This window comes from Compostibacter hankyongensis (assembly GCF_039541075.1).
Taxonomy (GTDB): Bacteria; Bacteroidota; Bacteroidia; order Chitinophagales; family Chitinophagaceae; genus Compostibacter; species Compostibacter hankyongensis.
The window spans coordinates 367,221-381,634 of record NZ_BAABFN010000005.1; the positions used below are offsets into that span (position 1 = coordinate 367,221).

A 14,414-nucleotide genomic window follows, 5' to 3' on the forward strand; every position below is an offset into this window, starting at 1 on the left:
TTTAAAGCCTAAGGTTTAAAGTCTAAAGTTGGTCTGCCTGAAAGCGAATCTTAGACTTTAAACCTCAAACCTGGAAACTGGAAATCCGAAACCGGACGCCCATAAAATCTTAGTATTATTTTTGCATCCGTTAGCCTGCCTAATCCCCGGTCTATGCCTGCCACCCCGTCTTCCTGGATAAAACGAGCCCTGCTGGCGGGTTTGCTGTGTCTGCCCCTGCTCCTGCCGGCGCAGGACATCCATCTTTCCCAGTTTTACGAAACCCCGCTGTTGCGAAACCCCGCGCTGGCCGGCATCTTTACGGGTAATATCCGGATACAGGCGGTGTACCGCAATCAGTGGAACGGGGCGAATGTTCCCTACCAGACCGGGGCCCTGAGCGGAGAGCTGAAATTTCCCGTCGGACAGCAGGAAGACTATATCACCGGAGCATTGCAGCTGACCTACGATGTGGCGGGCACCTCTCATTTTCAGACCACCCAGGTGCTTCCCGCCATCAATTATCACAAATCCCTGAGCGCAAGCCGTAGCATGTACCTTTCCCTTGCCTTTATGGGCGGATTTACCCAGCGCCAGTTCAATCCGGAAAAGATGAGCTTTGATAATCAATATAATAACGGCGCATACGATCCTTCTTCGCCTTCGGGGGAAACTTTCTCAAAATACGGCTACACTTACCCGGACATGGGAGCCGGTCTCAGCTTCAACAGTACCTTCAGACAGCAGATCAATTACTTCATCGGCGCGGCCTGGTATCATTTCAACCGCCCGGAGGTCTCTTTTTACGGGAACAAGGCTATTGAGCTGCAACCCAAATGGGAGTATAATGCAGGGCTCTCGGGTCCCCTCAGCGAGCGGGTACGGATTATCGCGCAGTACAACCAGCTCCGGCAGGGCGATTACAGCGAGATCATCGGGGGCGCCTTGATCGGCTACGACATTTCCGCTGTAGAGCAGGAAGAGGGCGGAATGGGGAAAATCATCTACGGAGGACTGTTTGTGCGGCTCCATGATGCATTGATCCCTGTGGTAAAGATAGAGCTTAATAATTACGAGATAGGGTTCAGCTACGACATCAATACGGCCCAGGGAAAAGCCGCGGCAGCCGGAGATATGGGCGGATTTGAGCTCTCCCTCTCCTACCGGGGATTCTTTGCCAACAGCAACAGCGTGCTGCATGCCCTGCGCTGCCCCCGGTTCTGAATTGGGTTAAAAAATGTTAAATATTTAATAAATTGGGGAAACAGAGCGGGTATGGCTCGCCTTTTGTTTATATTTTTGCAGAGAATCCTCTCGAAAACCCTTTAAAGACGAACCTTTAAAAATATCCGGGAAAGATTTGGAAAAATTTTAAAAACAGATTATATTTGGCTTGACTATGTATAAAAAGTTTACATCTTTAATCCTACTTCTTTTTTGTGCTATCTCCGTTGGGCTCGGGCAAACTGCCACCGGAGGTAAGGTTACAGCCACTTTCGAGGAAAGCGCCCCCAAGCCAAAAGTCATCAAAGCTTTCCCCAACCCGGCCTCTTCCAATATCAGCTTTGAACTCCAGCACCCTAATAACGATACCCGTTACCAGATTATTGTTTATAACTTTCTCGGGAAGAAGATCGACGCCTTTCATCTTTCGGGCAACCGTACCCGGCTCAGCCTGGACAAATACTACAGCGGCATCTATATCTATCAGCTGCGGGACCTCCAGGGCAACTTGGTGGAATCCGGTAAGTTCAATGTGATCAAGCAATAATCTAATCTTTCTGAGACACCGGCCTGACAGGCGCCCGCTAAGGAGCGCCGTGTGATGATCAGGTAATAACCTCCCCCGCGCCGGAACAGCGGCCTTTATCATCTGTCATTTTGGCGCCTGCATTTCCTTTGGCAAAAAAATTGTCCGTACCGGGGCATAAGATCCTTACAGGAGAGGTGCCGGCGGAACATTGTATGTCGAAAGCACCGGCCCTTCTCATAAATTATAGGTAGGTTTGCACATCATTTTAAAACGAAACGGATATCGTGGAAAAAGATAAAAAGGAATACCGGGAGACGGAAGAAAATGACTCCCGTGAATGGGAAAACGGCGATACGCCCGGGACCGGAGATCCGGATGTTAGCGGCGGGGAGACGGAAACGGCGGCAGACTATGCCGCAACGGCAGACGCCTCCGGGGGTAAAGCCGCCGAGCTGGCAGAGCTGAAAGACAAATACCTCCGGCTGGTGGCCGAATTTGACAATTACCGGAAAAGGACCTCCCGGGAACGCGTGACCCTGATACAGACGGCCAACAAGGAGGTCATCATTTCCCTGCTGGACATCATAGACGATTTTGAAAGGGCACTGCAACAGATGGAGCAGTCGGACAATATAGCGCTGATCCACGAAGGGATAGGTCTTATTTTTAATAAACTGAAAAGTACGCTGCAGGCAAAGGGATTGCGGGAAATGGAGAGCCTGCATGCCGATTTCGATACGGATCTTCATGAGGCAGTCACAGAGATCCCGGCGCCCTCGGAGGAGCTGAAAGGCAAGGTGGTGGATAACCTTCAGAAAGGATATTACCTGAACGACCAAATCATCCGCCATGCCAAAGTAGTGGTAGGTAAATAATGGGGTATGGCAAAAAGAGATTATTATGAAGTACTGGGCATAACCCGGAGCGCTTCGCAGGATGAGATCAAAAAGGCTTACCGTAAGGTAGCGATGCAATATCATCCGGACCGTAATTCGGGCGATAAGGATGCCGAGGAAAAGTTCAAGGAAGCAGCCGAAGCCTATGAAGTCCTGAGCGATCCGGACAAGCGGGCGCAATACGACCGTTTCGGTCATGCCGGGCTGGGCGGCAACGGCGGCTTCGGCGGAGGCGGCATGCGGATGGAAGACATCTTCTCCAACTTCGGCGATATCTTCGGCGAAGATATCTTCGGCAGCTTTTTCGGAGGCGGAGGCGGGCGCGGCGGACGCCGCGGCCAGGGCGTAAAAGGCTCCAACCTGCGGGTAAAGATGCGGCTCACCTACGCCGAAATCGCGCATGGCGTCAACAAGAAAATCAAGGTAAAAAAACATGTACGCTGCAGCCATTGCGACGGGCTGGGCGCCAAGGATAAAAATGCCTTCCAGACCTGCAGCACCTGCGGTGGCTCCGGCCAGGTAAGAAAAGTAACCCAGACCTTCCTGGGTCAGATGCAAACCGTAACCACCTGCCCCACCTGCAACGGCGAAGGCAGCATCATCACCTCCCGCTGCAGTCATTGCAAAGGGGAAGGAAGAGTATACGGCGAAGAAACCGTATCGGTGGACATACCCGCGGGCGTACAGGAAGGCATGCAGCTCAGCATGCACGGCAAGGGAAATGCCGGGGAAAGAGGGGGCAGCCCGGGCGATCTCATCATCTTCATCGAAGAAGAGTCCCACCCGGAGCTACAGCGCGAAGGGCTGAACGTAATTTATGATCTGCACATTTCCTTCCCGGATGCAGCCTTTGGCACCCAGGTGGAAGTTCCGACCATCGACGGCAAAGCAAAGGTGAAGATCCCCGCCGGCACCCAGAGCGGAAAAATATTCCGGCTGAAAGGAAAAGGATTCCCCGTTGTGAACCGTTACGAAAAAGGGGATCAGCTCATCCACGTGAATGTATGGACACCTCAGGAGCTGACGCCCGAAGAAAAGGACCTGCTGGAAAAGCTGAAGACGGCAGATAATTTCCAGCCCCGCCCCGAAAAGACGGATAAAAGCTTTTTCGAACGGGTCAAAGATATGTTCAACTGACCGTCTCCCGGTAGATAGCAGGAAGATTGCGGCCCAGCCCGTCGTAATCCAGTCCGTAGCCGACCACAAAAACATTGGGTATCGAAAAGCCATAGATATCCACCGGCACCGGGTGAACCGCAGCATCAGGCTTCATCAGCAGGGATACGGTCAGCAATGCCCGCGGATGCCGGTGCTCCAGCTGAGGCAGAAAAGCATGCAGCGTGTTGCCGGTATCCACAATATCTTCCACGATCACCACCGTACGGTCAAACAGATCCATATCCAGCCCGATGGCCGTAATCACCTGTCCTGTAGAACGGGTGCCTTTGTAGGACACCAGCTTGATAAAAGAGATCTCCGCCGGTATGGTCAGCGCGCGGAAAAGATCTGCGGCAAAGACAAAGGCGCCGTTCAGGATAGCCAGAAACAGCGGCCGGTCGGCTGCACCCAGCCTTTTATCCAGTTCGGCCGCCATCTCCCGGATACGGGCATGCAGCCGCTCCGCGGATATATAAGGCTCAAACCGCTTGTCATGTACCTGTATGCCTTGCCCGTTATCCATGTCCGGTAACCCCGTTTCCTTTATTCTTTTACAATCAGCTTCTGCCCGATCCTGATCTTGCTGTCCTTTAGCTTGTTCCACTGCTTCAGCTTGGCTACGCTCACCCCGTACCGCTTCCCCAGGTCATACAGCGTGTCGCCGGAGCGCACCGTATGATATACCTTTCCGGAAGCGCCGCGCTTCGCCACCGCATGCTTTGCCGGAGGAGCGGCTTTCTTCACGGCAGCCTTCCTGTTATCGGGGCGGGATGCTGCCGCGGGGGAGGACGGTTGCGCAGTCTGCGGAGCAGCCTGTGCGGCCGGATCAGTCTCCGCCGGCGATGCCGCCGGGGCTTCGTCCATCGGCAGGACGATATCTGCCGGTCGGTCGCGTTTCTTTTCTTTCCGGGCGGGAGAAGCGGCTTCTTCCTCCCCGGCCACATCCGGTACGGCCGCTGCGGCAGGAATATCTTCCCTTTCTTCAGGAGCTTTGCTGCGGGAGACGGAGACGGGCGTTCCCGGATCCGCTGCTTGCCCGCCCGGCCGGCCGGCGAGGGCAGGAGCTACCGTTTCTCCCAGCAGGGCAGGCGCATGTTCGGCACGGTGCTGCAGATAAAGCACGGCACCTACCGCCGGCTCATCCCCCTGACGCATCCTGTTCAGCTTATACAGATTCTTCAGGCGGATGCCTTCCCGCTGCGCAATGGTACGCACGTCTTCTCCCGGCAGCACCTTGTGGACGGCATGGCTGCCTGTTTTTCCCTTCTGCTGCAGGTACACCAGCATATCTTTTTTGAGCGGGGCGTCGCCCTGCAGCTCATTGTATTTCACCAGCCGCCTCAGCTTTACCTTAAACTGGTCAGCCACAGGCAGCAGCGCGCTTCCCCGTTTCATATACATCACCTTTTTTCCGTTTATCCGGAAAATCCCCGCCGGGTAGCGGACAACGGCGACGGGTGCAGGCGGCTGTTGCACGGCCGGCGCCGGAGTTCCCCGCTCGCGTTCGTCGGCGTTCACCTTTTTGTCCAGCATGGTCGCAAAAGCGGTGCGGCCGGTTTGCTTTTTATTCGCCAGCGCCTCGATGCTGTAGCGCTGCAGGCCATAACGGTCGATGACGGTCAGCAGTCTTTCCACATACGTCTTGCTGGTGGCATATCCTGCCTTTTTCAGCCCCGTCGCCCAGGCTTTGTAATCCAGCGGGTCCAGGTCAAACAGAGAAGCATAGCGGGGGCTGCTGCGGATAAAATCCGAATGATCATGCCAGGAGTCCGTTGCCGAGGCATATTTCCTGAAGCACTCGTTCCGGCTGTCGTCGTCATAAAGAACAGTAGCGCCCTGCCAGTTGTTTTTGCACTTGATGCCGAAATGGTTATTGGAATGCTGGACCAGCCAGCTGTTTCCCGCATCGCTCTCGAGGATGCCCTGGGCCAGGGAGATGGCCGCGGGTACGCCGGTACGCAGCATTTCTGTTTCCGCCAGCGTTTTGTAAGCGGCAATGTAGCTTTCTGCATCGACGCGGCTCTGCGCTTTTGCCCCAAAACAAAAACCCAGACCCGTCAGACAAAAAAGAATGCGCACGCCACGGCCGGGCTGATCCAGGCGCAGGTTATAGCGCCGCATGATTAAGCGGTTTATCATATTCCTTCTACTTTTTGCACGAGCAGGATGCCATCCCGCAGGGTGAGCATGACCTGCTCCACGCGGGGGTCTGCCGCTACCTTTTTATTAAACGCAATAATGGCTTTTGCATTGTTGCTTTGCTTCTCCTCCGGCTGCAGTACTTCGCCGTGGAAAAACATATTGTCTGCTATCAGAAAAGCTCCGGGCCGCATCTTACCGATCACCAGATCGAAATACAGGCTGTAGCTTGTCTTGTCGGCATCCAGAAATACCAGATCAAACGGACCTTCCAGCTGCGGGATTACTTCCGCGGCCGCGCCGATGTGCAGCTGAATGCGATCGTCCATCCCGGCTGATCTGAAATAGCGGCGGCATTCTTCTTCCAGCTCTTCATTGTTGTCTATCGTATGCAGCTGTCCCCCGGGCTGCAACCCCTCCGCCAGGCAAAGCGCGGAGTAGCCCGTGAACGTGCCCACCTCCAGGATGCGTTCCGGCCGGATCATCCGGCTGATCAGGCTCAGCAGCATACCCTGCAGAGGACCGCTCAGCATATGGGATTGCACCTGGTGCAGGTGGGTATCCCGGAGCAGGTTCCGGAGCAGCTCGTTCGGCGGCGTGGTGTACTTTTCGGCATATTCCTGTGCCGCAGCATCCACGATATCGTACGTTTTTTTCATACTTCGATCGGTTAAAAATTCGGACGCAGACGATGGGTTTTATAAAACTCCCGCAGATAATCCACCACCTCCTCTGCCGTATCAAAGATCTGGAGGAGACCGATATCTTCCGGGTTGATGTTTTGCTCTTCATCGCACATCGTTTCCTGTATCCAGTTCAGCAATCCTTTCCAGTACTTGCTGCCCACCAGTATCATCGGCGTCTCCATGACCTTCCGGGTCTGTATAAGGGTGGCTACTTCAAAAAACTCATCCATGGTGCCAAATCCGCCGGGCATCATGATAAAACCCTGGGCATATTTTACAAACATCACCTTGCGGACAAAGAAGTAATCAAAGTTGAGCGACTTATCCCTGTCTATGTAGGGATTGGCATATTGCTCGTGCGGCAGCACGATGTTGATGCCCACGGAGCGGCCGCCGGCCAGCTGCGCGCCTTTATTCGCCGCCTCCATGGCCCCGGGCCCTCCTCCTGTTATAATACCGAATCCTTCCTCTGCCACCCGGCGGGCGATCTCTACCGCCAGCTCATAATACTTGTGACCGGGACGCGTACGCGCCGATCCGAAAATAGAAATGCAGGGGCCGATCATGTTCAGCGCTTCATATCCTTCCACGAACTCCGACATGATCTTGAAGATCTGCCAGCTGGAATGCGCTTTGGTCTCCGACCAGTCCCTTTCTTTCAGGTTCTTGAATGCATCGTTCATTGCAATGGTTGTGTAGATAAAGTTTCAGCTTTTGCGTCCGTATAGCTTTTTTTTGAAATCAGCAGCAGTCCCAAATAGGTAAGCAGCCCGTTGACGATCAGCAGCTCAAACCCGAAATGATAGCCGCCCAGCCACTGTTCCGCATTCCGGTTCAGCACCCAGCAGACGAGCGGAGACAGGATACAGATAACGGGAGTCCATTTATCCTTCACCGGCCGCCGGCTCAGGATGCCAAACATAAAAAGCCCCAGCAGGGGACCATAGGTATAGGAAGCCACGGTAAAAATGGCGGTCACCACCGCTTCGCTGACGAGATAGCGAAAGGCCACGATCACGCCCAGGAAAACCAGGGAAAAAATCACATGCACAATATGCCGGGTACGTATCATACGGACATGATCCTCCCCGGCGGCATGGCGCTTGTCCATCCGCAGAAAGTCCACGCAAAAGGAAGTGGTCAGCGCCGTAAGCGCGGAGTCGGTCGTGGCAAAGGTAGCCGCCGTAAGCCCCAGGATAAAGACGATAGCCGCCAGGCCGCCCAGGTGATGCAGGGCGATCTCGGGATAAAGATAATCGGAACGCGCCGGCACCGCGATGCCTCTGGCGGCGGCATACAGGTACAGCAACGCGCCTACACAGAGAAAAAAGATATTTACAAACACGAACACCCCGGTAAAAGAAAACATGTTGCGCTGCGCCTCCCGGATATTGCGGCAGCTGAGGTTTTTTTGCATCAGGTCCTGGTCCATCCCGGTCATGGCTACAGACACCGCTATGCCGCCCAGGAAGTGCTTGATAAAATGCCGTTTGTCGTCCGCAAAGTTATCCCAGATAAAAATTTTGGAGTAGGCGCTGTCCTTTACGGTATGGACAAGTCCGGAGAGATCCAGGTGCATGCTCCGGGCGATAAAGATAATGGACAGCAGCACAGACAGCAGCAAAAATACCGTCTGTATGGTATCGGTCCATATGATCGTCTTTAACCCGCCGCGGAAGGTATAGGTCCAGATCAGCAGCAGGGATACGGCCACGGTTACCCAAAAAGGGATCTGCCAGGCGTCAAAGATAAAATGCTGCAATACGATGGCCACCAGGAAAAGACGAAAGGCCGAGCCGATGGTACGGGACACCAGGAAGATAAATGCACCCGTTTTATAGCTGGTTGTACCAAAACGCTTTTCCAGATAGGCATAGATGGACGTCAGCTGCAGGCGGTAATAGAGGGGCATCAGCACCAGCACAATGACGATATACCCGACCGCATTGCCCAGTACAAACTGAAAATAGCTGAAGAAATCCTGCCGTACGGTACCCGGCACTGAAATAAAAGTGACGCCGGAGATAGAGGTGCCGATCATGCCGAAGGCCACGAGGTACCAGCGGGAATTGCGGTTCGCGATAAAGAAGGCTTCATTGTCCGAGGCCTTACGCGAGGTAAGCCACGCAATAAACAGCAGCATTAAAAAATAACCAACTACAAAGCAGCATAAAACGCCGGGCGACATGTACTCTATTTTTTATCCCGGTAAAAGTACCAATTTATCCTTATCCCGCCCATGCCATCCCGGATAGTCCTGAATGTCCTGCCGGCATGTCTTCCCCGGCTCAGAATCCCACGTTGACGCCGCCGCGGAAAATAGGATTGTTTCCGTATGGAGAGTGCTCCCGCTGGAGCACGTCATACAGCACCATCAGGGTAAAGGCGGTATTGCCTCCGAGGGGCTGGGCATACCCTGCTCCCAGCAGCAGGCTGGGCACCTGATCATGGTACTTCTCCTCAGAATCCGGATCGTAGTACCGGATTTTGCCGAATACAAAATTCATTTCCGGCTGGACGTGCAAAAAGAGCTGCTGTATAGGATATACCCTTCCGAATATGCCCAGCCCCACCAGGCTGTAACGGTCTTTTTCCACCAGCATATTGTTCCCGGCATAATACTTTACGGTATTATACTGCGCATTCACGTTCACCCCCGCAGCCAGCACAGGGTTGAAGCGGTAGCCGACCATAGGAGAGATGTTCACGTAGGTATAGTCGCCGAATGACAGACCCAGGTTACCGCCGACAAACAGGCGGTCGGGATCAAAGCCTTTGCGGACGGTAGTGTCCTGCCAGTCCTGCGCGGAAGCGGACAGGGTCGCTGCCGCCAGGACGATCAGACTTATGCACAGCCTGTGAAAAAGCCATTGCCGGCGTATGCTTCCGTATCGGTTCGGATAAGTTCCCTGCATAATGGATATCGGTTTATATCAGAAATGCGGGCACAGATAAGTTTTTTTATAGTTGCCCTGCTTTTTATAGAGGCCAAGATAGAGCAAAGATATTTCATATGCTCCCCGGTGACTGTTGGCTGCCGCCAGAGTGGATGCGGTAACATCATAGGTAAACATCAGCCTGAACTGCTTCATCTGGTATCCTATCAGGGGAATAACAGCATCTTTCACCCGATAATACAGGCCGGCCAGCAGCTGGTAATCGCCGCCCTCACCCGAAAGGTTATACGCCGCCCAGGTACCCAGCACGGTTTCTTCTGCGCCACGCTGGGTGGTATAGTATGCGCTGGGATTCAGGATAACCCGGTCGGCCACCTTTATGCTGGCATTCAGAAAACCGATATAGCGGCGGCCGATCTCGTTATTGCCGTCTTCAAGAAAAGTCTCCTTGGGGGTATTGACATGCTGGACCGAAACACCCAGGTTCAGATAGATGTTGTCTGTCGGGAACCAGGCGTAGTTGGCCCCTGCCTGGAGATCGAAATATTCGATGCTGGAATTGGAAAAATTCTCTCCGCTGGGCAGCTGCCCGTCGAAAAACCATTTGCCGTAGGTATCGTTGAACTGGCTGGGGAAAGTCAGCTTGGTAATGTTCAGCCGTTTGTCCGCTATGCCCGCATTGAATCCTATGGTAAAGAGACTGTTCTCGCCAAGCAGCTGGTGATAGGCCACGGAGCCATACACCTTGGTGGATTTCAGGATACCATCCCCGGCTTCATCCTGGAGGATAACGCCGCCCACACCCAGCCAGCCGTAATACCAGCGGTCCCGCAACAGCTGAGCGTCCCCAAAAGCCGAGAAGGTCTTGTAGGGCACCGGCACGTTGGCCCACTGGTTCCGGTAATTGATCCCCAGGCGGTAGTTGGCATCCGGGATAAAACCCGTGTTGGCAGGATTGGTGGTCAGGGGCGAGTTGAAAAACTGGGAAAAATGCAGATCCTGCCCTTGCAGGCCGGCACACCAGGTCAGCATGATCAGGCAGAAAAAGCCGCTTCCTATTTTTTGTAGTCCCGACATCGTCAGCGTATTAACGTGATACTCCCCTGTTTCGTTGCCTTGTTGCCGTCATTAAACTCCACATTGAGGATGTAGGTATACACATCCATTTCCTGAGGCTTGCCATTGAAGCGCCCGTCCCAGCCCTTGTTAAAATCATAGGTTACCCCCGGATCCTCGCTCCGGAACACCAGCTGTCCCCAACGGTTATAGATACGGAAATCCACCTTTATCACCCCGAATGCCCTCGGGGCAATGCGGTCATTTACACCGTCGTTGTTGGGGGTAAATGCTTTGGGCATGTCCATGGCGGGGATGATCGTTTCGTTTACCACCTGCATCGCCGTATCCATACAGCCCGCGCGGTTATAGGCATACAGTACCGCCTTGTAGGAACCGGTCTGGGTATAGAGATGCTGGGCATCCTTATCGGTGGAGGTCCCCCCGTCCCCGAAATCCCAGCGGTAGCTGAGATTGCCGTCCACCGCGTCGAACTTTGAATCCGATTCGTTGGTAAAATGAATGATCTGGTTGGTACCGTTCTGCGGGTCTACACTGAACCCGGCCTCCGGGGTCGGATATACGAACATGGAATCGGTAACAGAATCTTCCCGGGCGCAGACCTCGTCCACTACCACCAGGGTCACCAGGTACATACCCGAATCCGTAGGGTTATAGGTCAGGGGGCTGAGATCGGTCATGGTCACCGAATCGATCCCCAACCCGAAAGGCCTTTTGATCTTCCAGGTAAATTTCGTCCCGCCCAGCGTGGTGTTGGTAAATATTACCTGCTGATCTCCGCAGAGCGTATCGGGCACCTGGATGCCGGGTTTAAGCTGATCGGAAGCGCTGACGATCTTCACGGTGTCCAGCGGGGTATTACAGAAGTTGGCCGTATCGCTGAGCAGGAGACGGACGGTATAGTTGCCTTCTTGGGGGAACTTGTGCTGAAAGGGCGTCGTTATCGGCAAAGTGGAGTCCGGCGCAGTGCCGTCCCCGAAATCCCAGAGGAAAGCATGCTCGTCAAAGTCAATACCCTGTTTATTGGAAGAGAGGTTTTCAAATTGAAAGGCATACTGATCGCAGGGCGGCACCTTTGTAGCGCTGAAGCGCACGGTCGCCGGGTTGTTGCCGATCTTTACCTGCACATAGGAAGTATCGTATTCTATACACTGATCCGGCTGGTGCTTGATCATCTGCATGGTATAGTTACCCTGCTGCGAGGGTGTCCATTTGTACTGGAAGGCGGAATCCTGCGTATCCGGCTGCGTCTTGCTCACCACCGGCGTGAGACTGCCGCTCTTGATCTGGTCCAGGTCCCAGGTGTCGTAGATATTCCAGATCCATTCCTGGGCCTTGCGCCCGTAAAGGGTATCGATAAAGGTTACGGGGTCGCCCACGCAGTAGTTGCGCCGGCGATCCTTTGTTTCTACGCCGCCGCGGATGCCGTCCAGGTTGAAGGCGATCTTGAGGGCGACGGCATTACAGCCGCTGCCGCCGCGGCTGCCATTGTCAATGCTGTATACGCCGGGAGGACCGGTAGGCCAGAACACCTGTCCGCCGCAGTTGCCGCAGATGGCCTCATAGATCACCCCGTTCGGATCAAAGCGGCTGGTGCCGCCGTCCACATGATCCGTGCCGCCCCCGTTCTGCCCATAGGTACTGGCAAAGAGGATATCCTTGGCGTCTTTTTTTAACACAAAAAAGTAAAAGTCCCGCCCGTCGCCGGACTGCGGGTTGATGGGGTTTTTCAGGGGGAGACCGTTGGTACCCGCATTGGGATAAGCATTGGAAGCCACCATGCCGCCCCAGCCCGCCACATATACGTTCTGACAGCGGTCCACCAGGAAGGCGGTGGGGGAGATATTGGGAAGACCTATTTCCGTGGCGCCGGAGGAACCGAATACCGTGGAATAAATATATCCGGAAAGGTCCGGCTTGAGCTTGCAGATAAACTGTTTGCCGTTTTCGTTGATCCCGCTGTACCGGGCATTGTCGGTGACCGTCCACTTGCCTTCGGTGGTACCGGTAACATAGATATTACCATCGTCGTCCGACTGGATACCGTAGACCTGGTCGGCGGATTTGGTACCCAGGAAGGTGGATCGGGTAATGGCGCTGCCGTCTGCCCTGATCTCCGCGATAAAGCCGTCTGCCGGCCCGCCGCCAAAAGTACCCTGAATATGGGTGCCGCGGATGGGAAAGCTGGTGCTGGAGGTCCCTCCGGCCACATAGAGGTCGCCGCTCTTGCCGAAGTTGATCACATAGGCGGCGTCATCTGCGCTGCCGCCGATAAAGGAGCTCCAGATCACACCGCTCAGGTCCGGCTTCAGCTTTATCACCACGCCGTCCTGCTGCCCGCCGCCGCTCTTCTCCTGGAACACGCCGGGAGTGGTCGGAAAATCGGAGGAACGGCTGCAACCCACGACATAGATATTACCGTCCGGACCGATATTGACCTCGCTGCGGGCGTCGTCACCGTAAAAGCGCCGGAGGGAAGTGGTGGTTTTCCCGCCTACGGGACTGTATTTTTCTGCGATGTTCACGCCGTCTTCCCCCGACCCGCCGATGACCAGGGAGCCTATCATGCCGCTGCCGGAAGGATTCAGCTCGGTAACGGTCATGTCCCAGCTGCCATTCGTTCCCACCTTATTGCCCGGAAAATCCGAAGAGTTGGTACGGGCCGAGATGATCAGATCGCCTTTGCTGTCTACGATCATACTGTGCGGCTGCTCATCGCCGCTGCCGCCGAGGTAAGTGGCATAGATCAGCGTATGGCCATCCGCGGAGAACTTGCTCAGGGCGATATCATATCCTCCTTCTGCACCGCCGTTGCTGGTGCCGGATCCGCCGCCAAAAGAGGTCTGAAAAGCGCCGGGAGTGACGGGGTAACTGCCGGTATTGCCAAAGATAATGCCGCCGAGATAGAAGTTGCCTCCAGCATCATAGGTAGCCGTGTACCCCCAGTTGTCGCCTTTGGCGCCGCTAAAGGTCGCAAAAACGGTAGTGGGATCGATCACCAGGGGATGGTTGCGGTCATACCGGCCCGAGACACTGAAGCGCAGGATATTTCCTTTGAGACGATAGGAACAGGGGACTTCCGTTTTCTGCCCCCCGATGATCTGGTAGGCATAAGGCGCCACCTCGATGACCTCGCCGACCGATGTCCGGATATGAAGATGGCCCTTCCGGAGACTCAGCTCTTCGGCCCCAAGATACTGCAGCGCAATATTCCGGATATCCCCGCCGGGGTGCACGATAAGATCGTATTTCAGACGATCGGATTGGGAGTACACCCGCATATCCACGCCGGTATACAATTGCTGATAGGTCATCCCGCCGTAGGCGCGGATACCGGTTCTCCAGCGGGAGGAATCTTTTCCCAGCAGGTAATTGAAGGCGCCGCCCGCAGGATGGTCCGCCGCTACGGCCGGGTGCGGGTTGGCGTGCAGAAAGTTCAGCTGGTAGGCATGTCCCCTGATCAGCCAGGGGTTACCGGGAGCGGGAGCGGTTCCCCCCGGAGCCGGACCAGGCTTACCCGGCTGATGACCGGGTCCTACGATATAGGAGCTGCCGGGTCCTGTTGCCGCAGTACCTTCTCCGTGGAAGGCTTCTTCCACCCTGCTGATATCTTCGGGGCTGTAAAGGGAAAAGGTAAAGCCGCCCTCGCGTAAAAAGACATACCCTCCCGGCACTTCCGCGCGGTACAATACCGAATCATTCCACTGGCCCTTGTTTTCCTGGAACTGCAGCAGCCCGCCGGCATCCTGAGCGGCAGCGCTGGCGAGAGGAGCTATACACAAAAAACAATAAAGGACATATCGGAAAGGTATCTTTTTCAAGACCGCTT

12 protein-coding genes are annotated in these 14,414 nt (G+C 54.8%); 4 read left to right on the top strand and 8 right to left on the bottom strand.

Annotation, left to right across the window (positions count from 1 at the left end; genetic code table 11):
- Window positions 1-153 precede the first annotated feature (153 nt).
- From ABD851_RS12010 to dnaJ, 4 genes are all read left to right on the top strand, one after another.
- A complete protein-coding gene (locus ABD851_RS12010; protein ID WP_344979564.1) occupies window positions 154-1,203 on the top strand; it encodes a PorP/SprF family type IX secretion system membrane protein in 1,050 nt (349 codons plus the stop codon).
- A gap of 175 nt (window positions 1,204-1,378) precedes the next feature.
- Window positions 1,379-1,750: a T9SS type A sorting domain-containing protein gene (locus ABD851_RS12015; RefSeq protein WP_344979566.1), complete on the top strand. Its 372-nt coding sequence runs from the start codon at window positions 1,379-1,381 to the stop codon at window positions 1,748-1,750.
- A 266-nt stretch (window positions 1,751-2,016) separates the two neighbouring features.
- Window positions 2,017-2,607 carry a nucleotide exchange factor GrpE gene (locus ABD851_RS12020; RefSeq protein ID WP_344979568.1) on the top strand — a complete coding sequence of 197 codons (591 nt, stop codon included), beginning with the start codon at window positions 2,017-2,019 and terminating at the stop codon, window positions 2,605-2,607.
- Between the two features lie 6 nt (window positions 2,608-2,613).
- Complete coding sequence (dnaJ, locus tag ABD851_RS12025) at window positions 2,614-3,765, top strand: molecular chaperone DnaJ (protein ID WP_344979570.1); 1,152 nt, start codon at window positions 2,614-2,616, stop codon at window positions 3,763-3,765.
- On the opposite strand, the gene ABD851_RS12030 is transcribed toward dnaJ, so the two are convergent.
- From ABD851_RS12030 to ABD851_RS12065, 8 genes are all read right to left on the bottom strand, one after another.
- Complete coding sequence (locus ABD851_RS12030) at window positions 3,758-4,309, bottom strand: phosphoribosyltransferase (RefSeq protein ID WP_344979572.1); 552 nt, start codon at window positions 4,307-4,309, stop codon at window positions 3,758-3,760. The two genes, dnaJ and ABD851_RS12030, sit on opposite strands and share 8 nt — an antisense overlap.
- A 20-nt stretch (window positions 4,310-4,329) precedes the next feature.
- Window positions 4,330-5,925, bottom strand: coding sequence for a glucosaminidase domain-containing protein (locus tag ABD851_RS12035; RefSeq protein WP_344979574.1), 1,596 nt, complete (start codon window positions 5,923-5,925; stop codon window positions 4,330-4,332).
- The gene (locus ABD851_RS12040; protein ID WP_344979576.1) at window positions 5,922-6,584 is read right to left on the bottom strand and encodes an O-methyltransferase; all 663 of its coding nucleotides are present in this window, start codon (window positions 6,582-6,584) and stop codon (window positions 5,922-5,924) included. Before ABD851_RS12040 ends, ABD851_RS12035 begins: the two co-directional genes overlap by 4 nt.
- An 11-nt stretch (window positions 6,585-6,595) precedes the next feature.
- Window positions 6,596-7,294, bottom strand: a complete 699-nt coding sequence (locus ABD851_RS12045; protein ID WP_344979578.1) for an LOG family protein — start codon at window positions 7,292-7,294, stop codon at window positions 6,596-6,598.
- Window positions 7,291-8,799: a sodium:solute symporter gene (locus tag ABD851_RS12050; protein ID WP_344979580.1), complete on the bottom strand. Its 1,509-nt coding sequence runs from the start codon at window positions 8,797-8,799 to the stop codon at window positions 7,291-7,293. The genes ABD851_RS12045 and ABD851_RS12050 overlap by 4 nt, the downstream gene beginning before the upstream one ends.
- A 100-nt stretch (window positions 8,800-8,899) precedes the next feature.
- Window positions 8,900-9,526: a hypothetical protein gene (locus ABD851_RS12055; protein ID WP_344979582.1), complete on the bottom strand. Its 627-nt coding sequence runs from the start codon at window positions 9,524-9,526 to the stop codon at window positions 8,900-8,902.
- Between the two features lie 18 nt (window positions 9,527-9,544).
- Complete coding sequence (locus tag ABD851_RS12060; protein WP_344979584.1) at window positions 9,545-10,585, bottom strand: PorP/SprF family type IX secretion system membrane protein; 1,041 nt, start codon at window positions 10,583-10,585, stop codon at window positions 9,545-9,547.
- 2 nt (window positions 10,586-10,587) lie between these two features.
- Complete coding sequence (locus ABD851_RS12065; RefSeq protein WP_344979586.1) at window positions 10,588-14,406, bottom strand: DUF7948 domain-containing protein; 3,819 nt, start codon at window positions 14,404-14,406, stop codon at window positions 10,588-10,590.
- Window positions 14,407-14,414: the final 8 nt, after the last annotated feature.

Coding starts and splice junctions, on each gene's coding strand:
- ABD851_RS12010 (WP_344979564.1), top strand. CDS start 154: ATGCCTGCCACCCCGTCTTCCTGGATAAAACGAGCCCTGCTGGCGGGT.
- ABD851_RS12015 (WP_344979566.1), top strand. CDS start 1,379: ATGTATAAAAAGTTTACATCTTTAATCCTACTTCTTTTTTGTGCTATC.
- dnaJ (WP_344979570.1), top strand. CDS start 2,614: ATGGCAAAAAGAGATTATTATGAAGTACTGGGCATAACCCGGAGCGCT.
- ABD851_RS12030 (WP_344979572.1), bottom strand. CDS start 4,309: ATGGATAACGGGCAAGGCATACAGGTACATGACAAGCGGTTTGAGCCT.
- ABD851_RS12035 (WP_344979574.1), bottom strand. CDS start 5,925: ATGATAAACCGCTTAATCATGCGGCGCTATAACCTGCGCCTGGATCAG.
- ABD851_RS12040 (WP_344979576.1), bottom strand. CDS start 6,584: ATGAAAAAAACGTACGATATCGTGGATGCTGCGGCACAGGAATATGCC.
- ABD851_RS12045 (WP_344979578.1), bottom strand. CDS start 7,294: ATGAACGATGCATTCAAGAACCTGAAAGAAAGGGACTGGTCGGAGACC.
- ABD851_RS12050 (WP_344979580.1), bottom strand. CDS start 8,799: ATGTCGCCCGGCGTTTTATGCTGCTTTGTAGTTGGTTATTTTTTAATG.
- ABD851_RS12055 (WP_344979582.1), bottom strand. CDS start 9,526: ATGCAGGGAACTTATCCGAACCGATACGGAAGCATACGCCGGCAATGG.
- ABD851_RS12060 (WP_344979584.1), bottom strand. CDS start 10,585: ATGTCGGGACTACAAAAAATAGGAAGCGGCTTTTTCTGCCTGATCATG.